28 protein-coding genes, 1 other RNA gene and 1 riboswitch are annotated in these 26,299 nt (G+C 47.0%); of the genes, 27 read left to right on the top strand and 2 right to left on the bottom strand.

The features are described from left to right. Positions 1 to 34 precede the first annotated feature (34 nt). The 11 genes from gap (at position 35) to WN59_RS11160 (ending at position 11,491) form a co-directional block, all read left to right on the top strand. On the top strand, positions 35 to 1,036 hold the full coding sequence (gene gap / locus WN59_RS11205) for a type I glyceraldehyde-3-phosphate dehydrogenase (protein ID WP_408005403.1): 1,002 nt from the start codon (positions 35 to 37) through the stop codon (positions 1,034 to 1,036). A 100-nt stretch (positions 1,037 to 1,136) separates the two neighbouring features. Next, complete coding sequence (locus tag WN59_RS13850) at positions 1,137 to 2,324, top strand: phosphoglycerate kinase (protein ID WP_046517211.1); 1,188 nt, start codon at positions 1,137 to 1,139, stop codon at positions 2,322 to 2,324. Positions 2,325 to 2,360: 36 nt separating this feature from the next. Further along, the gene (gene tpiA / locus WN59_RS13845) at positions 2,361 to 3,116 is read left to right on the top strand and encodes a triose-phosphate isomerase (RefSeq protein ID WP_046517209.1); all 756 of its coding nucleotides are present in this window, start codon (positions 2,361 to 2,363) and stop codon (positions 3,114 to 3,116) included. Beyond that, positions 3,113 to 4,639, top strand: a complete 1,527-nt coding sequence (gpmI, locus tag WN59_RS11190) for a 2,3-bisphosphoglycerate-independent phosphoglycerate mutase (protein ID WP_046517207.1) — start codon at positions 3,113 to 3,115, stop codon at positions 4,637 to 4,639. Before tpiA ends, gpmI begins: the two co-directional genes overlap by 4 nt. 66 nt (positions 4,640 to 4,705) lie before the next feature. Continuing rightward, the gene (eno, locus tag WN59_RS11185) at positions 4,706 to 6,007 is read left to right on the top strand and encodes a phosphopyruvate hydratase (RefSeq protein WP_046517205.1); all 1,302 of its coding nucleotides are present in this window, start codon (positions 4,706 to 4,708) and stop codon (positions 6,005 to 6,007) included. A 189-nt stretch (positions 6,008 to 6,196) separates the two neighbouring features. Then, a complete protein-coding gene (secG, locus tag WN59_RS11180; RefSeq protein WP_046517203.1) occupies positions 6,197 to 6,427 on the top strand; it encodes a preprotein translocase subunit SecG in 231 nt (76 codons plus the stop codon). Positions 6,428 to 6,519: 92 nt separating this feature from the next. Continuing rightward, on the top strand, positions 6,520 to 7,263 hold the full coding sequence (locus tag WN59_RS11175; RefSeq protein WP_046517202.1) for an alpha/beta hydrolase: 744 nt from the start codon (positions 6,520 to 6,522) through the stop codon (positions 7,261 to 7,263). 16 nt (positions 7,264 to 7,279) lie between these two features. Continuing rightward, complete coding sequence (gene rnr / locus WN59_RS11170) at positions 7,280 to 9,601, top strand: ribonuclease R (protein ID WP_046517200.1); 2,322 nt, start codon at positions 7,280 to 7,282, stop codon at positions 9,599 to 9,601. A gap of 6 nt (positions 9,602 to 9,607) precedes the next feature. Further along, complete coding sequence (gene smpB, locus WN59_RS11165; RefSeq protein WP_046517198.1) at positions 9,608 to 10,072, top strand: SsrA-binding protein SmpB; 465 nt, start codon at positions 9,608 to 9,610, stop codon at positions 10,070 to 10,072. Positions 10,073 to 10,148: 76 nt separating this feature from the next. Further along, positions 10,149 to 10,510, top strand: a transfer-messenger RNA (tmRNA) gene (gene ssrA / locus WN59_RS13410). 117 nt (positions 10,511 to 10,627) lie between these two features. Then, positions 10,628 to 11,491: a cation diffusion facilitator family transporter gene (locus tag WN59_RS11160; protein ID WP_046517196.1), complete on the top strand. Its 864-nt coding sequence runs from the start codon at positions 10,628 to 10,630 to the stop codon at positions 11,489 to 11,491. Positions 11,492 to 11,525: 34 nt separating this feature from the next. Here the strand turns inward: WN59_RS11160 and WN59_RS11155 are convergent, their stop codons facing one another. Further along, on the bottom strand, positions 11,526 to 11,870 hold the full coding sequence (locus WN59_RS11155) for a DUF488 domain-containing protein (RefSeq protein WP_046517194.1): 345 nt from the start codon (positions 11,868 to 11,870) through the stop codon (positions 11,526 to 11,528). Positions 11,871 to 12,011: 141 nt separating this feature from the next. Here WN59_RS11155 and aroD point away from each other — a divergent pair, with 141 nt between their 5' ends. Next, complete coding sequence (aroD, locus tag WN59_RS11150; protein WP_046517193.1) at positions 12,012 to 12,764, top strand: type I 3-dehydroquinate dehydratase; 753 nt, start codon at positions 12,012 to 12,014, stop codon at positions 12,762 to 12,764. Positions 12,765 to 12,815: 51 nt separating this feature from the next. Here aroD and WN59_RS11145 read toward each other — a convergent pair whose 3' ends face one another. Further along, positions 12,816 to 13,133, bottom strand: a complete 318-nt coding sequence (locus WN59_RS11145; protein WP_046517326.1) for a thioredoxin family protein — start codon at positions 13,131 to 13,133, stop codon at positions 12,816 to 12,818. Positions 13,134 to 13,287: 154 nt separating this feature from the next. On the opposite strand from WN59_RS11145, the gene WN59_RS11140 reads away from it, so the two are divergent. The 15 genes from WN59_RS11140 (at position 13,288) to WN59_RS11075 (ending at position 26,250) form a co-directional block, all read left to right on the top strand. Next, positions 13,288 to 13,644, top strand: a complete 357-nt coding sequence (locus WN59_RS11140; protein ID WP_046517191.1) for an arsenate reductase family protein — start codon at positions 13,288 to 13,290, stop codon at positions 13,642 to 13,644. A gap of 67 nt (positions 13,645 to 13,711) precedes the next feature. Next, positions 13,712 to 14,092, top strand: a complete 381-nt coding sequence (gcvH, locus tag WN59_RS11135) for a glycine cleavage system protein GcvH (RefSeq protein ID WP_017547918.1) — start codon at positions 13,712 to 13,714, stop codon at positions 14,090 to 14,092. 62 nt (positions 14,093 to 14,154) lie between these two features. Further along, complete coding sequence (locus WN59_RS11130) at positions 14,155 to 14,565, top strand: toprim domain-containing protein (protein ID WP_017547919.1); 411 nt, start codon at positions 14,155 to 14,157, stop codon at positions 14,563 to 14,565. Continuing rightward, positions 14,513 to 14,833 (top strand): thioredoxin family protein, encoded by a 321-nt coding sequence (locus WN59_RS11125; RefSeq protein WP_052747419.1) that lies wholly within the window; start codon positions 14,513 to 14,515, stop codon positions 14,831 to 14,833. Before WN59_RS11130 ends, WN59_RS11125 begins: the two co-directional genes overlap by 53 nt. 42 nt (positions 14,834 to 14,875) lie before the next feature. Further along, a riboswitch (SAM riboswitch) is annotated at positions 14,876 to 14,975 on the top strand. Between the two features lie 72 nt (positions 14,976 to 15,047). Further along, complete coding sequence (locus WN59_RS11120; protein WP_046517189.1) at positions 15,048 to 16,070, top strand: methionine ABC transporter ATP-binding protein; 1,023 nt, start codon at positions 15,048 to 15,050, stop codon at positions 16,068 to 16,070. Next, the gene (locus WN59_RS11115) at positions 16,067 to 16,759 is read left to right on the top strand and encodes a methionine ABC transporter permease (RefSeq protein WP_046517187.1); all 693 of its coding nucleotides are present in this window, start codon (positions 16,067 to 16,069) and stop codon (positions 16,757 to 16,759) included. Before WN59_RS11120 ends, WN59_RS11115 begins: the two co-directional genes overlap by 4 nt. Positions 16,760 to 16,800: 41 nt before the next feature. Next, positions 16,801 to 17,646, top strand: coding sequence for a MetQ/NlpA family ABC transporter substrate-binding protein (locus tag WN59_RS11110; protein ID WP_046517185.1), 846 nt, complete (start codon positions 16,801 to 16,803; stop codon positions 17,644 to 17,646). Between the two features lie 595 nt (positions 17,647 to 18,241). After that, entirely contained in the window at positions 18,242 to 19,339 is a 1,098-nt protein-coding gene (locus WN59_RS11105; RefSeq protein ID WP_046517182.1) for an AAA family ATPase, read from the top strand. Then, on the top strand, positions 19,329 to 20,657 hold the full coding sequence (locus tag WN59_RS11100; RefSeq protein WP_082099273.1) for a CpaF family protein: 1,329 nt from the start codon (positions 19,329 to 19,331) through the stop codon (positions 20,655 to 20,657). Before WN59_RS11105 ends, WN59_RS11100 begins: the two co-directional genes overlap by 11 nt. Beyond that, positions 20,657 to 21,580: a type II secretion system F family protein gene (locus WN59_RS11095; protein WP_052747417.1), complete on the top strand. Its 924-nt coding sequence runs from the start codon at positions 20,657 to 20,659 to the stop codon at positions 21,578 to 21,580. Before WN59_RS11100 ends, WN59_RS11095 begins: the two co-directional genes overlap by 1 nt. Positions 21,581 to 21,589: 9 nt before the next feature. Beyond that, complete coding sequence (locus WN59_RS13350; protein ID WP_052747415.1) at positions 21,590 to 22,459, top strand: type II secretion system F family protein; 870 nt, start codon at positions 21,590 to 21,592, stop codon at positions 22,457 to 22,459. A gap of 78 nt (positions 22,460 to 22,537) precedes the next feature. Continuing rightward, positions 22,538 to 22,714 (top strand): Flp1 family type IVb pilin, encoded by a 177-nt coding sequence (locus tag WN59_RS13560; RefSeq protein ID WP_082099271.1) that lies wholly within the window; start codon positions 22,538 to 22,540, stop codon positions 22,712 to 22,714. Positions 22,715 to 22,718: 4 nt separating this feature from the next. Then, entirely contained in the window at positions 22,719 to 23,360 is a 642-nt protein-coding gene (locus WN59_RS11085) for a TadE/TadG family type IV pilus assembly protein (RefSeq protein ID WP_331386422.1), read from the top strand. Between the two features lie 7 nt (positions 23,361 to 23,367). Then, positions 23,368 to 25,650 carry a pilus assembly protein TadG-related protein gene (locus WN59_RS11080; RefSeq protein ID WP_046517178.1) on the top strand — a complete coding sequence of 761 codons (2,283 nt, stop codon included), beginning with the start codon at positions 23,368 to 23,370 and terminating at the stop codon, positions 25,648 to 25,650. Positions 25,651 to 25,665: 15 nt separating this feature from the next. Then, positions 25,666 to 26,250 carry a DUF4352 domain-containing protein gene (locus WN59_RS11075; protein ID WP_046517175.1) on the top strand — a complete coding sequence of 195 codons (585 nt, stop codon included), beginning with the start codon at positions 25,666 to 25,668 and terminating at the stop codon, positions 26,248 to 26,250. Positions 26,251 to 26,299 lie beyond the last annotated feature (49 nt).

Below are 26,299 nucleotides of genomic sequence, written 5' to 3'. Positions count from 1 at the left end.
CAGTTTATCTATATAATCAAGGAGGCCATATATTATGGTAAGAGTAGCAATTAATGGATTTGGACGTATCGGAAGACTTGCAGCAAGGGTAATTCAGAATTACGACGACCTCGAAGTGGTGGCGGTCAACGACTTGACTGATGACGATTTCCTCGAACACCTCATGAAGTATGATACAACGCAGGGACGTTTCGAAGGTGAGCTCGAGCAGATCGAGGGCGGCTTCAAAATCAACGGCCAGGAAGTGAAATCCTTCAACCAGAAAGATCCGGCACAGCTTCCATGGGGTGACCTCGACATCGATATCGTGCTTGAGTGTACAGGTTTCTTCACAGATGAGGAAGGTGCAAGGAAACACATCGAAGCAGGCGCCAAGAAAGTGCTTGTCTCCGCACCTGGTAAAGGCAACATGAAGACAATCGTATTCGGCGTGAACGAAGATGTGCTTGACGGCTCTGAAGAGATCGTTTCAGCAGCTTCATGTACGACAAACTGCCTTGCACCTGTAGTCAAAGTCCTGAATGACAAATTCGGACTTAACCACGGTCTCATGACAACAATCCACGCCTACACCGGCGACCAGAACACATTGGATGCACCGCATCCAAAAGGTGACTACCGCCGTGCACGCGCTGCAGCAATGAACATCGTTCCAAACTCAACAGGTGCAGCGAAAGCGATCGGACAGGTCATCCCTGAACTCGACGGTAAACTCGACGGCGGCGCACAGCGTGTACCGGTGGCAACCGGTTCACTCACTGAAGTGACAGCTGTCCTGGATAAAAACGTAACAGTGGATGAAGTGAACGAAGCGATGAAAGCGGCGAAAAACCCTTCATTCGGCTACACTGACGACCAGATCGTTTCTTCCGACATCATCGGAATCACTGAAGGTTCCCTGTTTGACGGCACACAGACACGTGTAATGGATGTAGAAGGAAAACAGCTTGTACGTGCCGTTGCATGGTACGATAACGAAATGTCCTACACTTCCCAGCTTGTAAGGACGCTTCAACACCTGGCGACGAGCAAATAATTCTTTAATCCAGAACGGGCGGGGAACCGCCCGTTTTTATTTTATTTAGATTTGTACAATGGGTATAATGGAAGAGAATAAAAGTATTGGAGGCAAGACGATGAAAAAAACTGTAGAAGATGTAGAACTGAAGGGCAGGAAGGTATTGCTCCGTGCAGACCTCAACGTCCCGCTGTCAGACGGGGAGATCACGAACGACAACCGCATTGTTCAGGCACTCCCGACTATTGAATACGTGCTCGATCAGGGCGGACAGGTCATTTTATTCTCCCACCTCGGCAAAGTGAAGACCGAAGAGGATAAAAAGGATCTCACGCTCCAGCCTGTCGCCGACAAACTTTCCGATAAACTGGGCAAAGAAGTGGTATTCGTCCCCCACACGAGGGGAGAAGAGCTTGAGAATGCAGTCAGCGCACTCCGCGACGGAGAAATCCTGCTCTTTGAGAACACCCGTTTTGAAGACCTCGACGGAAAGAAGGAAAGCGGCAATGATCCGGAGCTCGGAAAATACTGGGCTTCCCTCGGGGATGTTTTCGTAAACGATGCATTCGGTACAGCACACCGCAGCCATGCATCCAACGTCGGAGTCGGTTCCAACATCGAAACAGTTTCCGGCTATCTCATGCAGAAGGAAATTGATTTCATCGGCGGTGCAATCGATGCGCCAGAGCGTCCGTTTGTGGCAATCCTCGGCGGCGCAAAAGTTTCCGACAAGATCGGTGTCATCGAAAATGTGCTCTCCAAGGCGGATAAAGTGATCATCGGCGGGGGCATGGCCTACACGTTCCTCAAATCACAGGGGAAAGAGATCGGCAAGTCACTGCTTGAGGAAGACAAGATTGAACTCGCCGGCTCCCTGCTTGAGAAGGCGGGCGATAAGATCGTCCTGCCTGTCGATGTTGTAGCGGCGGACGACTTTGCACCGGATGCAGCGCACGAGACGGTTTCCGTCGATGAAATCCCTGCGGATAAAGAATGTCTGGACATCGGTGAAGGCAGCATCAACGCATTCAGGAAAGTGCTCGCCGGCGGCCGCACAGTCGTCTGGAACGGACCGATGGGTGTATTCGAAATGGAAGCATTCGCGAAAGGCACGATCGGTGTATGCAAGGCGATTGCCGAACTCGAAAGCGCAACGACGATCATCGGCGGCGGCGATTCCGCAGCAGCGGCGATGGAACTCGGATATGCGGATGATTTCTCCCATATTTCAACAGGCGGCGGCGCTTCACTGGAGTATCTTGAAGGCAGGGAGCTGCCGGGACTCACGGTCATAGACGACAAATAGCAGCAAGTGGAATCAAATGATACTAGGAGGATGTATATGAGAACACCATTTATAGCAGGTAACTGGAAGATGAACAAGACAGTTTCAGAAGGTGATGCATTCATCGACGCACTCGGCGCGCTGCCGAAGAAGGACGAAGTGGAAAGTGCCATCTGCGCACCGTTCATCCATCTCCCTTCACTCGTGGCAAAAACTGAAGGTTCAGAGCTCGGCATCGGTGCAGAAAACAGCCATTTCGAGGACAGCGGTGCATTCACAGGGGAAGTATCCCCGGCAATGCTCGAAGACCTGGGTGTAAAATATGTCATCGTCGGCCACTCCGAACGCCGTGAACATTTCGCTGAAACGGATGAAACAGTCAATAAGAAAGCGCATGCCCTGCATGCGAAAGGACTTGTACCGATCATCTGCTGTGGTGAAACGGATGAGGAACGGGAAGGCGGCAATGCCGAGTCCCGTGTGAAAGACCAGGTGGCCAAAGCGCTCGAAGGCCTGTCTTCCGAGCAGGTGAAAGCATCTGTCATCGCATATGAGCCGATCTGGGCGATCGGTACGGGCAAATCAGCGACAAGCGCTGATGCGAATGAGATGTGCGGCCATGTCCGCGCAACTGTAGCCTCCCTCTATGATCAGGCGACAGCTGATCGGGTCCGCATCCAGTACGGCGGTTCCGTAAAACCGGCAAACGTCGAAGAATACATGGCGCAGGAGCATATTGATGGTGCACTTGTCGGCGGTGCCTCCCTCGAGCCTGAATCCTTCATGGCGCTCGTTGCAGGTGCCAGGCAATGACCGGACCGGTTGGACTGATCATCCTTGACGGATTTGCCAACAGGGATGAAGTGAAAGGGAATGCGGTCAAGGCTGCCGACAAGCCGAATTTCGACCGCTTCTTTGAGAAATATCCGCATAATGAACTGTCTGCATGCGGCCTTGACGTCGGTCTTCCGGAAGGCCAGATGGGCAACTCGGAAGTCGGCCACCTCAACATCGGTGCCGGGCGCATCGTCTATCAGAGTCTGACACGCATCAACAAGTCCATCGTAGACGGCGATTTCTTCGACAATAAAGTCCTGCTCGATGCCATGAATCATGTGAATGACAACGACAGCTCGCTGCACGTGATGGGACTCCTGAGTGACGGCGGCGTCCATTCCCATTATGAGCATATGTTTGCCATCCTCAAAATGGCGAAGGAGAAGGGACTTGAACGTGTCTATGTCCATGCCTTCCTCGACGGACGTGATGTGAACCAGGAATCAGCACTGAACTATGTCGAAGAGTCGGAAAAGCAATTCCGGGAAATCGGTATCGGCGAGTTCGCAACAGTCAGCGGCCGCTACTATGCAATGGACCGCGACCAGAGATGGGACCGTGAGGAAGTTGCCTACCAGGCAATTTCCAATGGTAAAGGTCCACGTTTCGACTCTGCTGCAGAAGGGATCCAGGCGAGCTACGACGAGGGCATCTCTGATGAATTCGTCAAGCCGTTCGTCATCTTCGACCATGACGGGGACTATGACCACGGCGTGATGAATAATGACGCTGTCATCTTCTACAACTTCCGTCCGGACCGTGCGGCGCAGCTGTCCGAAGTCTATACGAACGAAGACTTCATGGGTTTTGAAATCGACAGGAAATATTCGGATCTGAAGTTCGTCACATTCACAAAATACAGTGACAATGTACGCGCTGATGTCGTGTTCGAGAAAGAGGACATCAATAATACCATCGGCGAAGTGGCCGCAAAGGCCGGCAAAAAGCAGCTCCGCATCGCCGAGACTGAAAAGTATCCTCACGTGACCTATTTCATGAGCGGCGGCCGTTACGATGAATTCGACGGTGAACGCAGGGTGCTTGTGGATTCACCAAAAGTGCCGACATATGACCTGCAGCCGGAAATGAGCGCATATGAAGTCAGGGACAGATGCATGGAGGAACTTGCCAAAAAGGACCTTGATCTCATACTCCTGAACTTCGCCAATCCGGATATGGTGGGGCACAGCGGCAAGCTCGAACCGACCGTCAAAGCCATCGAAACAGTGGACGAGTGCCTCGGGCCGATCGTCGATGAAATCATCGGCCAGGGCGGCACGGTGATCATCACAGCAGACCACGGCAACTCGGATGAAGTCACGTCTGCCGACGGCAATCCGATGACGGCGCATACGACAAATCCGGTGCCTGTCATAGTGACGAAGGAAGGTGCTGAATTAAGGGGCGGCGGCAGACTTGCCGACCTTGCACCGACACTTCTCGACCTGATGGACCTTGAAAAACCCGGAGAGATGGACGGCGAGAGCCTGATCATATAAAGTTTGTAATATCTTTGTTAATCCCGGATAATAAAATCATAAAACCAATTAAAAGGAGATCTGGATATGCCATTAATTACAGATGTTTATGCACGCGAAGTACTCGACTCCCGCGGGAACCCGACAGTCGAGGTGGAAGTTCTTACAGAAAGCGGTGCTTTCGGCCGCGCACTGGTGCCATCCGGTGCCTCCACTGGTGAATACGAAGCAGTGGAACTCCGCGACGCAGATGAAACGCGCTACCTCGGAAAAGGTGTGGAGAAAGCTGTTGAGAACGTCAACGAAAAGATCGGACCGGAACTTGTGGACGGTGACTTCAGCGTACTCGAGCAGGTTTCCATCGACAAGATGATGATTGCGCTTGATGGCACAGACAACAAAGGCGAACTCGGCGCGAACGCCATCCTTGGTGTCTCCATGGCTGTTGCCAAAGCGGCAGCGGACTTCATGGGTCAGCCGCTCTATAAATATCTCGGCGGATTCAACGCAGTACAGCTCCCTGTACCGATGATGAACATCATCAACGGCGGAGAGCACGCCGACAACAACGTGGATATTCAGGAATTCATGATCATGCCTGTAGGGGCGGAGTCCTTCAAGGAAGCCCTCCGCATGGGTGCTGAAATCTTCCACAACCTCAAGAAAGTGCTGAACGAAAAAGGCTACAACACAGGCGTGGGCGACGAAGGCGGATTCGCTCCGAACCTCGGTTCCAACGAAGAGGCACTCTCCACGATCATCGAAGCAGTGGAGAAGGCAGGATACAAGCCGGGCGAACAGATCCGCCTTGCGATGGATGCAGCGTCAAGCGAGTTCTATGATGCAGATACAGGCAAATACGAACTCAAAGGCGAAGGCAAATCCTACTCTTCAGAAGAAATGGTCAACTGGTATGCAGAGATGATCGACAAATATCCGATCATCTCCATCGAGGACGGGCTGGATGAAAACGACTGGGAAGGCACAAGACTCCTTACAGAAAAACTCGGTTCCAAAGTGCAGCTCGTTGGTGACGACCTGTTCGTTACCAACACGGAAAAACTCGCACGAGCAATCGAAGAAGGTGTCGGCAACTCCATCCTCATCAAAGTGAACCAGATCGGTACGCTTACAGAAACATTCGAAGCGATCGAAATGGCCAAACGCGCAGGCTACACTGCAGTCATCTCACACCGTTCAGGTGAAACTGAAGATACGACGATCGCAGATATTGCAGTTGCAGTCAACGCCGGCCAGATCAAAACAGGTGCACCATCCCGTACCGACCGTGTTGCCAAATACAACCAGCTGCTCCGCATCGAAGACGAACTCTTCGAAACAGCAAAATATGACGGACTCTCCTCCTTCTACAACCTGGATGAGAAGTAACCGTTCTGATACTCTGGACACACCGGCTGCGGCCGGTGTGTCTTTTGCGTTATCCGGACATCGCAGGCAGCGACGGCGCCCACCGAAACACCGCTGCAACCATCGCCCTGACAGGTCCGGGAGCGGTTTGCAAAAATACTCTAAATCTGTTAATATTCTTAGTGTTAATATTTATGGAGGGATTACCACATGCAAACACTTCTCATTGTGCTACTGATTATCGTTTGTATATCTTTAATTGCAGTGGTATTGCTACAGTCAGGGAAAAGCGCCGGCCTCTCAGGTGCAATCAGTGGCGGTGCAGAGCAATTATTCGGTAAACAAAAAGCGCGTGGCATGGATCTTGTGCTTCACAGGGCGACAGTCATCCTGTCTCTTTTGTTCTTCATGATCATGCTGCTGCTGACATATTTAGGCTGATGGATCCACCCCCTAGCAATAGGGGGTTTTTATTTTATAAGTGGTTAATTTAACGTACAATGAAATTAACGAAGTGAAAGTAGGGTATAACTATGAAGATACAATTGCCAAAACCGTTTTTCTTTGAAGAAGGGAAGAAAGCTGTGCTTCTGCTCCATGGATTCACAGGGAATTCATCGGATGTGAGGCAGCTCGGACGGTACCTTCAGAAACAGGGTATCACTTCCTATGCCCCGCATTACGAAGGCCACGCCGAACCTCCTGAAAACCTTCTCCAGTCAAGCCCCCATGTGTGGTGGTCCCAGGTGCTCGAGGCGTATGATTTCCTGAGGGAAAAGGGATATGACAAAATTTTTGTCGCGGGTCTCTCCATCGGCGGTGTGTTTGCACTGCGTCTTGCGACTGAGCGGGATGTAATGGGTGTGGCCACGATCTGCAGCCCGATGTATCTGAAGGACCGTGAGACGATGTATGAAGGTGTGCTCGAGTACGCGCGCGGCTTCAAGGAGATGGAAGGGAAGGCGGCAGACGTCGTGGACAAGGAGATGTCCCGCTTTGAGCCGACCGGCATGCTGGATGAAATCCGCGACATGATCAGCCTGGTGAACGGAAAACTGGATGATGTGTTCGATCCGCTTTTCATCGCCCAGTCGGAAAAGGATGAAATGATCAACCCGGATTCGGCGAACATCATCTATGATGAAACTTCGACTGACGAAGATGAGAAGGAATTGAAGTGGTACCCCGAGTCGGGCCACGTATTGACGATAGATGTAGAGAAGAAGGAACTATTCGAGGATCTGCATCACTTTATGAACCAGTTGGACTGGAATTGAAATAGGAGGCGAATCCATGGGTAACTACAGAGAACAGATAATGGAAATCATACGGTCGGATGACTACAAGCCGATGACGATGGATGATTTCCAAAAAGAGCTTTCTGCATATGAATCGGAGGACTTCAAGGAAATGGTGAAGGACATGGTTTCACTTGAAGAATCCGGGGAAATATTCAGGACGAAGAAAGATAAATATATGGAGACGAGTGAAACGAATCTCGTAAAAGGCAGGCTCTCGATGCACAAGAGGGGGTTCGGTTTCCTCCGTCCCGAAGACCCGGAGCTTGAGGATGTTTTCATCCCGCCGAACGCGATAAACGGTGCACTCGACGGTGATACAGTGCTCGTTGAAGTGCACAAATCAACACGCGCGGGTGATGAGAGCGACAAGCAGGAAGGAACAGTTTCGAGCATACTGACGCGCGGCATCACGCGTGTGGTCGGCGAGTACAAGCCGAGCAGGAATTTCGGCTTTGTGATCCCTGACTCCCAGAAAATCATCGATGACATCTTCATCCCGAAAAAGCAGAATCTGGGCGCTGTCGAGGGCCACAAAGTGCTTGTGGAAATCACGAAATACCGCGAAGGCGAGGATAATCCGGAAGGCCATGTCATCCAGATACTCGGCCATAAGAACGATCCCGGTGTGGATATACTGTCGATCATCTATCAGCACGGCATCGAGATCGACTTCCCAGAAGAGGTGCTGAAGGAAGCTGAAGAAGTGCCGGAGACGATTGAATCCTCCGAGCTCGAGGGGCGCACGGATCTGCGGGATGAATTCACCATCACCATCGACGGCGCGGATGCGAAGGACCTCGATGACGCCGTGGCCGTGAAGAAACTCGGCAACGGCAACCATGAACTCACAGTCAGCATTGCCGACGTCAGCTATTACGTCAAAGAGGGGTCGGCCCTCGATACGGAGGCCTATGACCGTGCAACGAGTGTCTATCTGGTGGACCGGGTCATTCCGATGATTCCGCACCGCCTGTCGAACGGGATCTGTTCCCTGAATCCGCATGAGGACCGTCTGACGATGAGCTGCCGTATGGAGATCGACCGGAACGGGAAAGTTATGAACCATGAAATTTTCCAAAGTGTCATCCATTCCGACCGCAGGATGACATATGATGCGGTCAATAAAATGCTCGTGGATGAAGATCCGGCACTGATCAGCATGTTCGAGGATGTATACCCGATGCTCCAGGAGGCCGAAGAACTTGCACAGATACTGAGGAACCGGCGGGAAGCCCGGGGTGCAATCGATTTCGACTTCAACGAGGCACAGGTGCTGGTCAATGAGGACGGCTCCACGGGCGATATCGTCCTCAGGACACGTTCGGTCGGCGAGAAGATGATCGAGGAATTCATGCTCGCTGCCAACGAGACGGTCGCGGAGCATTTCCACTGGATGGAAGTGCCGTTCCTGTACCGTGTTCACGAAGATCCGAAAGAGGAGAAACTCAGACAGTTCTTCGAATTCATCACGAATTTCGGCATCGTCGTAAAAGGCAAGGGGAATGAAATCCATCCGAGGGCGCTCCAGGAAATTCTTGAAGAGGTGGAAGGACGTCCGGAGGAAATGGTCATCAGTACGCTGATGCTCCGCTCCATGCAGCAGGCGCGCTATGCAGAGGACAACCTGGGCCACTTCGGCCTGTCCGCCGAGTTCTATACGCACTTCACATCACCGATCAGACGTTATCCCGATCTGATCGTACACCGGCTGATCAGACAGTATCTGATCGAAGGCAGGACGGACAGGAAGACGATAGACAGGACAGCGGAATACCTGCCGGATGCGGCAGAACACACTTCCGACAGGGAACGCCGCGCCCAGGACGCGGAACGTGATACGGATGATTTGAAGAAGGCGGAGTATATGCTTGAGCATGTCGGTGAGACTTTCGAAGGTGTCATATCCGGCGTAATGAACTTCGGCATGTTCGTCGAACTGCCGAATACGATTGAAGGGCTGGTCCATGTGTCGAACCTGACAGATGACCATTACCAGTATCAGGAGAGGCATCTTGCACTCATCGGGGACCGCACAGGGAAGGTTTACCGCATCGGTGACCCGGTGGAAATCGAAGTAATGGACGTGAATCTGGCGGAAAAACTCATCGACTTCAAAGTGGTCGGCATGCCTGAACGCGCACCGAGGGAAAAACGCAGCCGTCCTGTGGAAATCAAGGCCAAAACCAAGCCGGAAGGTAAGGGAAAAGGCGGAAAGAAGGACGGCAAGAAGCACTTTGATAAAGGGAAGGCCAATAAAAAGCCTTTCTACAAAGGCGCAAAACATGCGGCAAAAAAACGCAAGGGAAAGAAGTAATGGGCGATGAAAAAGACAAATGACAGACCGCTTGCTCAAAACAGGAAGGCAAGCCATGATTATACTATAGAAGAGACGATCGAAGCGGGGATTGAACTGAAAGGGACGGAAATCAAGTCGATCCGGCGCGGTTCTGCCAATCTGAAGGATGCCTATGCCCGTGTTTTCAAGGGGGAGATGTATGTGTACAACATGCACATCGCCCCTTACGAGGAAGGCAACCGCTACAATCACGATCCGCTCAGGACACGGAAGCTCCTCCTGAAAAGGAAGCAGATCGACAAGCTTTACGGCATTTCGAAGGAAACGGGATATGCACTCATTCCGCTGAAACTGTATATTAAGAACGGTTTCTGCAAAGTGCTGCTGGGTGTTGCAAGAGGCAAGAAGAAGTATGACAAGCGTGAAGACCTCAAGCAGAAACAGATGAAGCGGGATATCGACCGTGCCATGAAGGACCGCAGCCGGTAGGCGCGGGCTTGAATTCCACCGTTGAATCTGTTATAATAGTTATCACGCCTTGTAGAGAGGCGACCCTTTTAAATCCGGGGACGTTCCGGATTCGACAGGGGCTGTTTGGGCATTTTAAGCGTGCCGGAGGTTTCGTCTCCGCAAAAACGATACTCAGTTTATAATAACTGGCAAACAAAACAACTTCGCAGTAGCTGCGTAATAGCGCTCTGCATCATCCCTTGTCGTTTCCTGTGCGACCTGACCGGATGATTCAACCTTAGCAGGATACGCATCCGGTCTTCCGTCTGCAGACCGGGTGAAGAGATCAATCAGACTAGCATGGTATGTGGTTCGTCCATTACCGTCAGCCATGCGAATTCCAAATATGGACTACGCACGTAGAAAGAAATGTATCAAGGTCTCTGGACGCGGGTTCGACTCCCGCCGTCTCCATTAGATGATGCTTAACCCGAGCGGTTAGGCATTTTTATTTTCTGCTGTCTTTCAGATGATCCGGGCTCCATCCAAGATACATATCATTTCTTCAAATCGCATTAAGCCGGAGGTAAGATCATGGAGAGTAACCTGAAACGTGCTCAAAAGGGTGCATACCTGAGCCTGTTCACATACATCATCCTTTCAGCCGCGAAATTCATAACGGGTGTCCAGTTCAATTCTGCGGCACTGCAGGCAGATGCTTTCAATAACATGACAGACATACTGGTATCTGTTGCGGTCCTCATCGGGCTGAAGATTTCACTGAAACCCGCGGACAGGAACCACCCGTACGGCCATATGAAGTCGGAGAACATCTCGACGCTGCTCGTGTCTTTCATCATCATGTTCGTCGGCCTCCAGGTCATCATGGATAACTTCCCCAAACTGACCGCAGGAGAGTACACCACGCCGAATCCCCTGACACTGTGGATCAGCTTCATCAGCGGATTCATCATGCTGATGGTCTACCTCTACAACAGCAATCTCGCCAAAAAGACGAAGAGCAGCTCCCTCAAGTCGGCGGCGATCGATAACCTGTCCGACGGCATGGTCAGCATCGGCACGGGAATCGGCCTGATCTTCACACAGGTCGGCTATCCCATCGCCGACCCGATACTTGCACTCATACTGGGCGCGCTGATCGTCTGGACCGGCTTCAAAATATGCAAGGATGCGATTTTCACACTGAGTGACGGCTTCCATGAGGAGCACCTCGAGTTCTACATCAACGATGTTATGAAGATCGACGGCGTGGAAGGGGTCTCATCGGTCAAGGGAAGATATCACGGTGACAGCGTATTCCTCGATGTAACGATCTTCGTCGACAGGACCATCACGCTGGATGAAGCGCATGACATATGCGACAAAGTTGAAAGATCGCTCGCCGAGGAGGGCGTCTATTCCTCCTATGTCCATCCCGAACCGTATGAGGAAGACTAAAAAGCAGATGCCGCGGCATCTGCTTTTTCAATATCTACATCTTTTCAATATATTCCTTTATGGCGACTGCCTGGTTATGCTCCTCATCCTTTGCACCGTACAGCAGTGTCACGTTATGGCCGTCACTGTCTTCTTTGATATCCCTGAGCAGGTCTTCATGCCCATCCAGCTCCTTGAAATATTTCTTCCTGAATTCATCCCATTTGCCGGCGTCATGATTGAACCATTTGCGCAGCTCCGATGAAGGGGACAGTTCCCTGTACCATTCGTCGTGGTCCAGATCCTCCTTTTTCACACCCCGCGGCCAGACGCCGTCAACCAGATACCTTTTGCCATCCTGCTGCGATTCCTCTTCATATACTCTTTTTATTTTAAGCATATCATTCACCTCTCTATCCTTATCCCCTATAATGAAATAAACAAACAGCCGAAACGGTGTACATCTATACTGATTCTATTGAAATTTATATCCACATTCTATAATGTATATAAATAAACGGGAAAAACGGAGGCGCTGAGTATGAAGATCAAGGATGTAACAATCGGTGAAGGGCAGCCAAAAGTTGTGGTCTCCTTTACAGGGCACACCGCTGAAGAGATACGGGCGGAAATCGCAGAAGCGGGAGGGAGCAGTGATAAATTCGACATCGTGGAAATCAGGAGCGACTCTTTTGATGCGATGAACCATGAAGACCATTTCGCCCTTGTCGATCATATTGCCCGGGAAATGAGCGATTATCCGATTATCTATACTTACCGTACAAACGGTGAGGGTGGGAACGGCACAAAATCCGCCGCGGAGTACCAGTCCCTCCTCTCCCATGCGATCAATCATTCCGAAATCGATATCGTGGATATAGAATTTTTTATGTATGAGGAGATTGTGGACCAGCTGATCGCCCAGGCGAAAGAGAAAGGGGTCGCGGTGCTGTTAAGCCAGCATGATTTCCGGGATACCCCGCATTTCGAGGACATGATGGCGACGTATAAAAATATGTACGAACGCGGCGGCGACATACTGAAGCTTGCATACCAGCCGGCGGACGGCCGTGATGTACTGAGCGTGCTGAGTGCGGTGCATGACGCACGCAGGAAATTCAACTGCCAGGTCGTTGGAATCGCCATGGGTGAGGCGGGCAAGATTACACGTGTGGCCGGCGGGGTATTCGGTTCATGCCTGACATACGGGCATCTTGTGAACCAGGCGGCCCCCGGCCAGATCCACGCCGGGATACTGAAGGAATACCTCAACATATTCGAAGAAGACAGATAACGGTAAAATCCCGCACTCCATAAAGGGGCGCGGGATTTTGCGGGATCTGTATCAGACGTTCTCCCTGAGGAATTCCGTGACGGATTCCGGAGTTTTGGCATTGGCGGAATGCAGATGCGCGAGTTTTTCACCGTTCTGGAAAACGAGCAGGCTCGGGATGCCCATCACTTCATTTTCCTCTGCTGCCTCAGGGACATCATCCCTGTTCAGTTCATACCAGTCAATGTGATTGTATTCCTCCATGATCGGGTCGATGAACATGTTCATCGCTGTACAGTCCGGGCACCAGCCGGCGAAAAATTTGACGATGATCTTATCATCGCTCTCAGTCTTTGCTTTAAAATCCTCATATTTGGTGATTGTTTCCATTGCCATATCGGATAGCTCCTTTTTCATATCATAATCAAACATATTCTATCATCTTTCCTCCATTATATAAAATAACCGGCTTGCGTTTCTGTATTTGCATTACAAGTACATATAAAGGTATATTATAAGTAAGACTGAATCTGGAGGATATTTGATGATTACACTTTACGAATACCCTAAATGCACAACGTGCCGCAAAGGCCGCAAGTTTCTGGAGGAGAATGATGTCGATTTCCAGGCACATGACATGGTACAGGCGCCGCCTTCAAAGGAGAAGCTCAAAGAGATCATTTCAAAGTCGGACAATGATATCGACGATTTCTTCAATAAGCGGGGCAAAAAGTTCAAGGAGCTGGAACTGAAGGACCGCCTGCCGTCGATGTCGGATGACGAAAAGGTCGATATACTCTCAGGCGACGGCATGCTGATCAGAAGACCGCTCGCCTATGACGGTGAGCAGGTGCTTCTCGGCTTCAAAGAGGATGTCTGGCAAAAGGCTTTCACCGGTTAGGTTTACCTTGCTTAAACAGTGTGAACTGTGAGATTATATAGTTGTAAAGTCAAAGGAGGTTATTATCGTGTCAACACCAAAAGATTTGAAGTACTCAGAAGATCATGAATGGGTGAAACAGGAAGACGGTAAAGTCAGACTTGGAATCACTGAATTTGCACAGTCCGAACTGGGCGACATCGTTTTCGTCGAGCTGCCTGCCGAAGGGGATGAAATTACTAAAGGTGAGTCATTCGGAAGCGTGGAATCCGTCAAGACGGTCTCTGAGCTTTATGCACCTTTGAGCGGTACAGTAGTGGAAGTGAACGAGGAACTTGAGGACAGCCCTGAGCTTGTCAACGAATCTCCGTACGAAGGCGCCTGGATGGTTGTCATCGAAGTGTCGGATGAATCACAATTGGATAGCCTTATGGATGCAGACGCATACGATGAAATGGTGGATGCATAAACTGATGAACTCTGGACACTGTCTGGAGTTTTTTTGAAAATACGAGACCAAGGGTGATAAAAATGTATTTTTCCGATAAAGTGCTCATAGTTGAAGGTAAGACTGATAAGCGACGAATCGAAGAAGTATTGATTGAACCTGTACAGATCATCTGCACCCATGGTACGATGGGAGTCTCGAAATTGGACGAGATCCTTGACCAGCTCAATGGTTCCGACATCTATATCCTGTCCGATGCGGATAAGGAAGGGCGGAAAATCAGGAAATGGTTCAAAAAACATCTCAGTGAAAGCACACACATCTATATCGATCCGAAATTCGGCGAAGTCGGCCGCTGTCCGAGGGACTATCTGGCAAATCTGCTGATGAGACACGAGTTCTACGTGGATACCGGCCTCATTATGAAAGGTAAGTTTGGTAATGATGAAAGAAGAGATAAGCTCCCTGGATATTACCAGTCATATCCAGTCTGAAGATAAATTCATACTGTACTGCTACGCACCGATCTGTGCGAACTGTACAATTGCAGAGCGCATGCTCGGCATCGTCTCGGAGATGAAGGGTTTCGAATATACTTCAATCAACCTGAATTTCCACAAGGGTCTGATTGAGGCGTATGAAATCAGATCTGCTCCGGCCCTCCTGCTTTTCGAGCACGGGGAACTGGTCCGGGAAGTCTATGCCTTCCGGTCCGTCACCTACCTCACAGAAGTGATGGAGGAATTTATGGTTGACCGATAGGTTTTAAAATGATACCATTGATGACAATCTAATAAGGTAATACTCTTATCAAGAGTGGTGGAGGGATAGTGCCCTTGGAAGCCACGGCAACCGTCTTCATGACAAGGTGCCAATTCACTGGTCACAAGATCACAGATGAGAGGCCTGTAGCGAATACCCGGCCTGCTCCTAAATGAGCGGGCCTTTATTTTTACGAAGTCAGGATGATACGCAGATGATTGATATAAGGAATGTAACGAAAATATTCAAGACAAAAAGCGCTGATATCCAGGCTGTGGACGACGTCAGCATGAATGTCAGCCAGGGTGAGATCTTCGGCGTCATCGGCTATTCCGGTGCGGGAAAATCAACACTCATCAGGCTGTTCAACGGTCTTGAAATGCCGTCATCAGGCGACGTCGTCATCGGGGAGGACGTCATCAGCAGCATGTCGAAGCCGGCCCTGCGCAAAAAACGCCAGAAAGTCTCCATGATATTCCAGCACTTCAACCTGCTCTGGTCCCGGACCGTTGCGGAAAACATCAGCTTCCCGCTGGAAATTGCAGGAGTGCCAAAAAAGGAGCGGCAGAAAAAGGTGAAGGAACTGGTGGAACTGGTCGGGCTTTCGGGCCGCGAGGACAACTATCCGAGCCAGCTGTCCGGCGGTCAGAAACAGCGTGTCGGCATCGCCCGCGCTCTGTCCAATGAGCCGAAGGTCCTTCTCTGTGATGAAGCCACCAGCGCCCTGGACCCGGAAACGACAGATGAAGTGCTCGATCTGCTGGTGAAGATCCGTGATGAAATGAACCTCACGATCGTGCTCATCACCCATGAAATGCATGTCATCCGTAAAATATGCGACCGTGCTGCAGTGATGGAGAACGGCCGGGTCGTCGAGACGGGCCCCGTATTGAAACTGTTCCAGAATCCGGAGCACAGTGTGACGAAACGCTTCGTCAAAGATGATATCAATGATGAGGAAACGGCCCTCTCCTTCGATGAAGTGCGGGAGCTGTTCCCGACATCGAAGATCCTCAAATTCGGGTTTGTCGGTTCACAGTCGAAAGCGCCGATCGTGTCACAGGTCGTCAAAAAATACGATCTTGATCTGAACATACTGTCGGGCAACATCAAACGGACGAACAACGAGTCATACGGCCACCTGTTTGTCGCAATCGATGTGGATGACGGAACACTTCAAAGACTGAAAGCAGAACTTGCCGACCACGACGTCACTGTGGAGGTGGAAGACCAATGAATGAACTGATCAATGAATTTACGACCATGTTCTCCTTTGAAAATGTAAGATGGGATGCAGTCTGGGAGGCGACATATGAAACAATCTATATGACCGCCATCGCCACAGCATTCACGTTCATATTCGGTATCGTGCTCGGCATCATCCTGTTCCTGGCTTCAAAAAGTGAAGTCAAAGCGAGCAAGCCGATATATGGCATCACAGCATTCCTGGTAAACCTGTTCAGGGCGATTCCGTTCATCATCCTGATCATCCTGCTTATTCCGTTCACGAAAGTGCTGATGGGCACCATCATGGGGCCGAACGGCGCAATTCCGGCACTCATCATCGGCTCTGCACCGTTCTACGCCAGACTGGTGGAGATCGGACTCAAGGAAATCGACAAGGGTGTCATCGAAGCGGCGGAATCCATGGGGGCAGATACATGGACCATCATCTGGAAAGTGCTCCTCCCGGAATCCATGCCCGCACTCATCTCCGGGATCACCGTCACGGCCATCATGCTCGTCGGTTCAACCGCCATTGCCGGCGTCATCGGAGCCGGCGGACTCGGCAACCTCGCATACATGGTTGGCTTCACAAGGAACCAGAGCGATGTCACACTGGTTGCAACAATAGTAATACTGGTTATCGTCTTTATCATACAGATTGCGGGGGATTTCTTCTCCAAAACTGTGGATAAACGCTGACCTCCATATAAAAAAACAATTGAGGAAGAGGGTTTTGTCTTATGAAAAAGTTCTTATTGCTACTTACCATGTCAGTATTTGCAGCTGTACTTGCCGCCTGCGGAGGCGGCTCAGAAGGTGAAGAGGGCGGTGAAACTGCCGAGAATGAAGAGGGCGACGGCACCATCTCCATCGCGGCATCACCGTCACCACATGCTGAAATCCTAGAAGAAGCGGCAACCATCCTTGAAGAGGAAGGCATTGAGCTCGACATCTCAATCGTCAATGACTATACGACACCGAACCGACTCCTTGCAGATGAAGAAGTAGACGCAAACTTCTTCCAGCATACACCATATCTGAACACTGAATCGGAGTCCCACGGCTACGAACTTGCCAGTGCAGGAAATGTCCATATAGAGCCGATGGCCGTCTACTCTCAGGACTATGATTCACTTGAGGATATTCCAGACGGATCGACCATCCTCGTATCCAACAATCCGGCAGAAGAGGGCCGTTTCCTGTCATTCTTCGTCAACGCCGGCCTGATTGAAATCGAGGAAGGCATCAACATCGAAGATGCAACATTCGACGATATTACGGAAAATCCTAAGAACCTTGAATTCAACAATGAAACAGCACCGGAAATGCTCGTCCAGATGTATGAGAACAACGAAGCGCCGGCAGTGATCATCAACTCCAACTTCGCACTCGACGGCGGACTGAATCCACAGGAAGATTCAATCGCACTGGAGGACAGTGAATCGCCTTACGCCAACCTGGTCGCTGTACGTGAAGGGGATGAGGACCGCGACGACATCAAGAAACTGATGGAAGTGCTTCAGGGCGATCAAATCAGGCAGTTCATAGAAGAGAACTATGACGGAGCCGTTATCCCGGCGGAATAAAGTATCATAGGTTCCGGCCGCAGGGATTTTTCCATTAATAAAACGATGATTTCACATGATTCTTTCATATGAAATCATCGTTTTTTATATTAAGGATGCATATACATGTTAAAAGTGTAAAATTGCCCCAAAAATTTGAGCTGCTGGATGATATTCCCCGATATCAGAATTTCTGTATAAAATCACAGAAAACGAATTTTTTGTGGTTTGAAACTTTGCATGATTATATCAGTGGAATCTTACAATGAATCCTATCTTTAAAGTAAATAACCATGTTATATGTGAAATTAATATAAATAGAATAATGTCATTATATTTCTTACGGATTGAAATGAATTACTTTTTTTAACAGTGGTATATTCAATTTTCATCAATATTGACGCGGATTTTTGAAAAAATATTTGACGTAATTTTGACAATATCCTCATATATGTGTATCTTAAGGTTTATCATTTTTAATTAAATAACTTTCATAGAGTAAACATACTTACATAAAATAACTTGCTTTTACTAACTACTTTTAGCGTTTATTTTTAAATGTCTGATCATTTATCAACTTTATCCAGAATTTATTTTAGCGAATGGCGGGACAGTTATGCAGAAAATCAAAGTGGTATTGCTATCCAATGATACTGAATACATAAATTTGTTCGAAACATACTTATTGGACAATGAATACAATAATAAGCTGGTGGTTGAAATTTTCACCGACTTCAACGTAATGAGTGAATCCGTTAAAAATTCCAGCTACAATATCCTGCTCTCAGAAATTTATCCGACGGACGATGAATTGCAGAGGGTGGAAAATGTATTTGACAGGGTTGTCTTACTTTCAGAAACGGGACAAGGTTTTGAAGAGGAGATTTTCAAATACCAGCCTTTTGACAGTATCGTAGAAACGTTACTGATGTATTATTACGACAATGACGGGCGTCTATTGGAATCAAACAATGAAAGGAACACCAGTACGATCGCATTTGCAAGCGCGAATGGCGGAACCGGGAAAACACTGCTCTCCATGATGCTTGGTAAAGTGCTATCGAAGCATTCACAGAAAGTGTTCTATCTTTCGATGGAGCAATTGCTCTCAGCATCATCCTACCTTGAAGCCAGTAAGCCGAAAAGTTCTGAACTCTTCTATTTCCTCAAGGATGACCCATACAGGCTGGTGTCTAAATTTCATAAGCTGAAAGATACTGATGCAGAGACGGGGATAGATTTTTTCCCGATAAATATGAATTTTGATGAAGTGGACTCCCTCAACACATTGGATATTGAGAATCTGGTTAAAACAATTACTTCTTTGAATGAATATGATTTCCTGATCATCGATATGGATTCAAGGCTGAATGAAAACAATTCAGAAATTCTACGTCTGAGCAATGACATTTTCTGGGTGCTGGAATCGAACGAAACCAGCTTCATGAAAACCAGGACAATCATGGAGAAGAATGGTTTACAACTGGAAATAGACAATAAGAAAATGCATTACATAGTCAATAAATTCGGTGAAAATCTATTCGCAGGCCATGCCGGCTATAACTTCAACATTGAATCCAAAATCAAATTCAAGCCTGAATGGCTGGATTACAATGAAAAGGAGAAGGTGCTTGAGGATAGTGAAATCGGTCATGAGCTTTTGAAATCACTGAGTAAAATATCTCTGTCGATGGAGGTATCAAATGAAACATAAAGAAACCGGCAATATTGAAGAGATAGCCAATTATAAATTTGAGGAACAGGATAGTGAAGATGCGATAGTCGATCATCTGACAAACAAGCTGAGAGATGTATTGGACTTCATGTATTCAGTTTCCAACGATGAGTTGAGACAGTATGTCGAAGAGTTTGTCATCACTTATGCAAAGCAATATCAGATAAGTTCCGGACAGATGAGTGTGATTGTCGAGCGGATGTATAATTCATTCCGCGGTCTGGGAGTATTGCAGCCCCTCTTGGATGATAAGGATATTACAGAAATTATGGTGAACAACTACTTGGAGATATTTGTCGAAAAGCATGGTGAAGTATTCAAGTCGGATGTCAGGTTCGAGTCCCAGCAAAAACTTGAGGATACAATCCAGTCCATTGTGTCCAAAGTGAACAGGGTGGTCAATGAATCGACACCGATAGTGGATGCGAGACTGGAAGATGGTTCCAGAGTAAATGTGGTACTGCCGCCAGTGGCACTGAAAGGTGCAGCCATGACAATCCGTAAGTTCCCCGAACATGCCTTGACCATAGATGACCTCATAAGATTCAAAGCTCTCAACAAAGAAGTATCACAATTCCTTAAACACCTCGTTGAAGCCAAATACAACATTTTCATAGGCGGGGGCACCGGTTCCGGTAAAACCACGTTTCTCAATGTACTGTCGAACTTCATACCCAAAAGCGAAAGAATAGTGACGATAGAAGATTCGGCTGAACTGCAGCTGAAAAGTATTCCAAACCTCATAAGTCTCGAAACCCGTAATGCGAATACCCAGGGGGAAGGTGAAATCACCATAAGAGACCTGATCCGTACATCTTTGAGGATGCGGCCGTCACGGGTCATCGTGGGGGAAGTCAGGGGCGCGGAAGCACTTGATATGCTTCAGGCCATGAACACCGGGCATGATGGCTCTTTGTCCACAGGTCACGCCAACTCTGTAAAAGACATGCTGAGCAGGATCGAGACGATGGTGCTCAGCGGTGCTGAACTGCCGATTGATGTCATCAGAAAGCAAATAACATCAGCGATAGATATAATGATCCATTTATCAAGGTTCAGGGATCACTCCAGAAAGGTTGTGGAGATATCTGAAGTAACCGGCTTTGAAAATGGGGAAATCCAGCTGAATCCATTATTTGTTTTCCAGGAAACTTCAGAGGACAAGGAAGGCAGAATCATTGGAGATCTTGTCCCGACAGGCAATAAACTTCATTCCACCATGAAGCTCGAAATATCAGGGAAGCAAGATATTGAGAAACTCTATGGTCAGACGGATGAAGAAACGGAAGTGATGTAATGGATCTGTTCCAGGTCTTCGGGCTTGTAATCATTGTACTGGCCATATTCGGCATAGTTTATAAAAGGATTACAAACACTGATCTAAAAAAGAAGAAAAAGCATCTGAAGCGTGAGGAAGAGCGCAGAAGGCGTTCCATTGCAGCTATAAACTCCCGAAGCTCCTCTGATAATCAACTTATTGATTATGGTGACTACAAGATGAATTTTTGGGAAATCATCTCTGCAATACTTGTCGTATTTCTCATAATCCTGCTGGTCGGTGAGCTATTCTATGATAATCTGGTCATTTCACTCCTCCTCGGCCTCCTTGCTCTCTTTGCACCAAAAGTACGGAAGAAGCAATTGAAAGAGAAACGGAAGAACATCCTGTCGCTGCAATTCAAGGAAGCGGCTGCATCCCTTTCCTCTTCATTGGCAGCAGGACAGTCAATCGAAAATGCATTCAGAGATGCTTTGAAAGATTTGAAACTCCTGTACCCGAATGAAGATACATATATCATTAGGGAATTCTCGATCATCAACAGACGGGTCGAGAACGGTGAAAGTATCGAAAGAGCATTCGACGACTTTGCAAAACGTTCAGATGTAGAAGACATAAAGAACTTTTCGGACGTTTTCATAACATGCAAACGCAGCGGTGGTAACCTTGTGGACGTCATCAAGAGAACTGTTGACATCATCAACGAAAAAATCGAAATCCAGCAGGACATAAAAGTACTGGTATCCCAAAAGAAATTCGAATCAAGAATCATTGCAGTAATGCCTCTTGGCATGATTGCATTCTTGAAATATACATCAGGAGATTTTGTGAGGCCGCTTTATGAATTTGGCACCCCGGGCCCCATCGTTATGACAGTTGTGCTGGGGTGCACAATTCTCAGCATGGTAATAAGTCAGAAATTGATGAAAATCGAAATGTAGGTAATAGGAATGGAAATGATCATTTTAATTCTTGTGATATGTATTCTGGTCACAACGATAATTCAAAAGAAGAACTACAAAACTTTCATAGAGACATATAAAAGGAGCATACTTCTGCCTATCCTTGCCCCTTACTCACTATTCCTTGTGGATAAACTGGACCTGTATAGAAAGTTCCCTTCGATAGTAGCGCCGGTTCATCAGAAGATGATCATTCTACGGGGATCCAGACTGAGCCAGACATTCACAAGGATACATCTGGCCAAAATAGTCACTGTTTTCACTATTTGTGCTCTGGTGACATTTGCAGCATTTGCATCAGTGGAATCCGGTGACTACACGCTTCCGATATTTTGTGTGGTGATGACTGTGATATTGGTGTATGCACAGATGAAGGAGCTGGATACGAAAGTTAAGAAAAGGAAAGAATCAATACTTCTTGAACTTCCTGAATTTACCAACAAGCTAATACTTCTGGTGAATGCCGGGGAAACGGTTCAGGGTGCGATTAATAAATCGGTACAGCAAAATATGAACAGGATTTACGATTCACCATTGTATTACGAGTTGAATGAAGCAATGAACAAGCTTCAATCCAATTCATCATTTCAAGACGCTATGAAAGACTTCAGTCAGCGATGCGGCATACAGGAAGTTTCAGTTTTAACAACAACGATAATGATGAACTACCGCAGGGGCGGAAAGCAATTGGCTGAGTCATTGAAAGATTTGTCTAAATCATTGTGGGACAAACGTAAAACTCTGACGAGGATCAAAGGGGAAGAAGCTTCGTCAAAACTGATATTCCCGATGATTTTTGTCTTTGCTGCAGTATTGCTTGTAATCATCTATCCCGCGATTACGATGTTCAATTTTTAGTCGGGATCTTACCACTTTGGTATAACGCAAGGTTTCTTGCTTTATATATAAACTTACAAATTATTAAGGAGAGATATCATGGCACAGTTTTGGCTTGATTTTTGGAACGATGAGGAAGGCCTGGAAGTAGTTGAGGTACTTTTGATACTGGCGGTACTGATTGGAATTGCGATTTTGTTCAAGGGGAGAATTGAATCTTGGGCAAATAGTCTGTTTGATGCTATAGAAGGAAACCTTGGAACATTCGGCGGGTGATATAATGCGGCGGTTCTTTAAGGGGGAAAGGGGCAGCATGTCTATGGAAGCTACCCTTGTTTTCCCTTTTGTTATGGTTTTCGTCCTCATGACAGTTTTTTTATGCATTATAGTTTTTCAGTCAGGCATGACAAATTACGTGGCATACCAGTCATCAAATCTGGTTGCCTACAATTATGACAACAGTAATAAAACATATACCGGAGAGATCGAAAATACAAGCCAGTATACAGGAAATGAAGCCGGTGACGGTCTTTACTGGAGGATTGGCGAAGGCGCAGGCGATCTCTTTGACAGTTTGGGCATCGGCGGTTTCGGCGGCGGCTCCGGCGGAATATCCCAGAGCAAGAAGGCGGTTGTGACCAATAACTACGCCGGACCGATCTCCATAGAAATTGCCGACGGCGGAGGAAATATATTAATTTATAAAAAAATCAGGGTCACTACCGAGTCAGGACTCTATATGCCTGACATGTTCAAAAATCTGCTGGGAGTTTCGAATGTTACTGGTGAGTCAACAAGTATAATTACCGAATCTACAGAGATGGTGCGGACTTATAACTTTGCGAAATTCCTGATGAGTTTCACACCACTTGAAGACGCAGGGAGTATTACAGAAGCAGTAGAGCAATGGGTTGGAGGTTAGAACACCAATGAAAAAAATCAAACAGTTTATAAAACCTCTGATTTTTGACGATGGCGGTTCAGTTTCCATCTTTGCCATCTGCATCATACTTCCCATCTTCATCATCAATGCTCTTCTGATTGATATGGTGCGGATAATGTCGGCAGAAAGACAGCTCGATAACGCTGTTGAATCAGCTGTCAGGTCGACAATGTCACAATATGACAGTTCACTCGCTGATTACGGGATTTTTGTTACCGGCAATGAATCGCTTCCGATTTTTGAGAAGACACTCGAAGAGCAGCTTTTTACCCCGGGAGAATTGGAAGGGTACTCCAATCTATCCCAAGTATCCATCAGCTCGAGTTCAGCTTCCTTTGACACTGACAGGGATATATTGAATCCGGATATATTCAAATATCAGATCAATGAAACGATGAAGTATCAGGCTCCCATACAGATGGCCGGGGTTTTTACGGATATGCTGAAACAAGCTAAAACTGAAGTCGATCCGGCAAGAGCCGAAGATATGGAAGAAACACAGGAATTCCTTGAGAAATTTGAAGAAGTTATGGAACTTGTCAAAAAGCGGAATGCTGAACTGAAAAAAGTTGACGAGGAAGTTAAAAGTTTAAAAGAAGATGTCACATCAAGATATAATTCCAAAATCGTAGGTAAAGAGTCATCATCTGAGAAAATCCCTGAATCTATAAAGTCGAACATGGCGGATCTTTCAAAATATTATCCAAGATACCTGGAATTGAAAAACAAGCATGAGAAAGAAGATTCCGAAGATGAAGAATCAGAAGAAGAATTAAGCGATGAAGAAAAAGAAGATAAAGAAAAGAAGCGTGACGATGAAGAAGAAGAGCTCGGGTATTTTGAGGATGCCAGATCTAAATTCAACACAGAAACATTACCAACAGAAGGTCTGATTCAGACCAATTATGGCAGCTATAAAGAGGATATTCTCAAAGCACTTTTCGGTTCCGGAAATTCAAGCTCACCCAGCAATAATTCAGCAATGGATTACAATAATGAGATTAAAGAAATGGTCGGATCTACAGACGGTTTGGAAGAAATCAATAAGTTGATTCTGGACAATGAATTTTTCACTTCGATAGAAAATGACTTTGAAAGTCTGGATGATTATGTACTGGGAAAGGCTGACGCACCGGGTACCATGACCAGCTTTGGGAATTTACAAAGGTATGGACTGCTTTCACAAGCGTCAATTTTCAAATTGGCAGTCAACTCTGAAACAAAAGAGGCGCCTGGTTTTGTCGAGAAAGCAGCATCTGATCTTATTTCCGATGCTGACACCAATATTGATTCTATAACAACAAGCTGGAAAAAGTATGAAGAATCAGAAGAAATTCTTCAGAAAGATGAAAGATATGATGAAACATATGATGAAGCCGAAGAGCAGGCAGATGAATCTTTTGGAAAACTTTTAGAGACGCTGAATGATGCACTGGGCATGGCCGAATCATATTCCGCTGACCAGGAGATCTACAATACATTGGAAATGTATAACAGCAAATACTCTGGTGCCGGATCTGATGGCGAATTGATTGCTGAGGAAGACAGGAAAGAATTCATAACTAAAGCATTTGATAAATTACAAAGAATGTTTGAGTTAATGTCCAATCCATATGCAATACGATCAGAAATCTATATGAATGAATACATCATGGCCAACTTTGGAGTTTCCAAACCTTTTGGTATTAAACAGGAAAGCTTCAATTATGATACTAAACAAGCCATGTATATGATATATGGACACCATCAATCTGGCGCTAATTATGGTCAATTTCTTCTGGAAGTCACTTCCATTATATTAGCAGTAAATTTATTTGATGCGTTAGTTAAAAATCCGTTGAGTAAGTTAGGATGGATTGGAGTCGCATTGGCTATAGCAGTAGCTATAGCAGCAACAGTCGATGATTTAAACGAATTCCTAAATAACGAGGATGGTCTTGTTCTCAATATATTTGGCAAAAAGAACGCAAAAGGCGGTCCACCAAAACCCGGTCAGCAAAACCAAGGATTTGCTGTTACACCTGAACTGATGACCAGAATATTTTTGAGTTTCAGGTCTTTGGATCAGACATTTAATGCAGAAAAAAGGATTAGAATTCAGTCGGCATTATCTGAAGCAACAGGTGTAGATTTCACAAATAATGGGCAAACCTACTTGAATAGTAATGTTCGTGGACAAGTTAACCTTTTATTTTTACCCACCTTTTTCCCTGGCAAAGTAGAAGGGAACGATTATATTTTCGATAAAGAGAAACATTATTCATACTAAGATGGAGGATTCGGAATGAAAAAGTATTTAGGATTTATAAGTATTTTGAGTCTGATACTGATATTGGGCGCCTGCTCAGGCAACAATGAATCAGAAGGTGAAACGACCGAAGAAAGTACAGAAGAGACAACGGATAATCAGGAAGAAAGCACCGAAGAAGAATCAGACGGAAGTATGTATGAAATAGGCGACACAGCTGAAATTGAAAGTTTTGAATGGGAAGTCCCGTATCAAGTGACAGTAAACTCTTTTGATCAGGCCCAGGAATATGATGGTAATAGTTTGGATTCACTGGTATCTAATGCAGGTGATTCACATTTCTTAGGTATTGTGAATATGACTGTGAAAAACATTGCTGATGAACCTATAGTGATAGGAGAATATGTCTATCCAAATATGGTTAAAGGTGGCAGTTCTGGTGGAGAGCAGTACGTTTATGATTTATCCGAAGAAGATGTCTCACAGGAACTTCAGCCAGATGAAGAAGCTACGATTGATCTAGTGTATATATTGAGCGAGTATGGGGACAATGAACATTTTGAACTGACATTTGAACAAATGTCTCCTAATGAAACAGCATTCAGATTACCTTTGGAATAGTATCAAAGTTCTACAATTACATTTTCGTGAAGATAAAATAACCATAATA

It is taken from the genome of Salinicoccus sediminis, assembly GCF_000986795.1.
GTDB lineage: Bacteria > Bacillota > Bacilli > Staphylococcales > Salinicoccaceae > Salinicoccus > Salinicoccus sediminis.
This window is presented reverse-complemented; position numbering and strand designations above follow the sequence as displayed.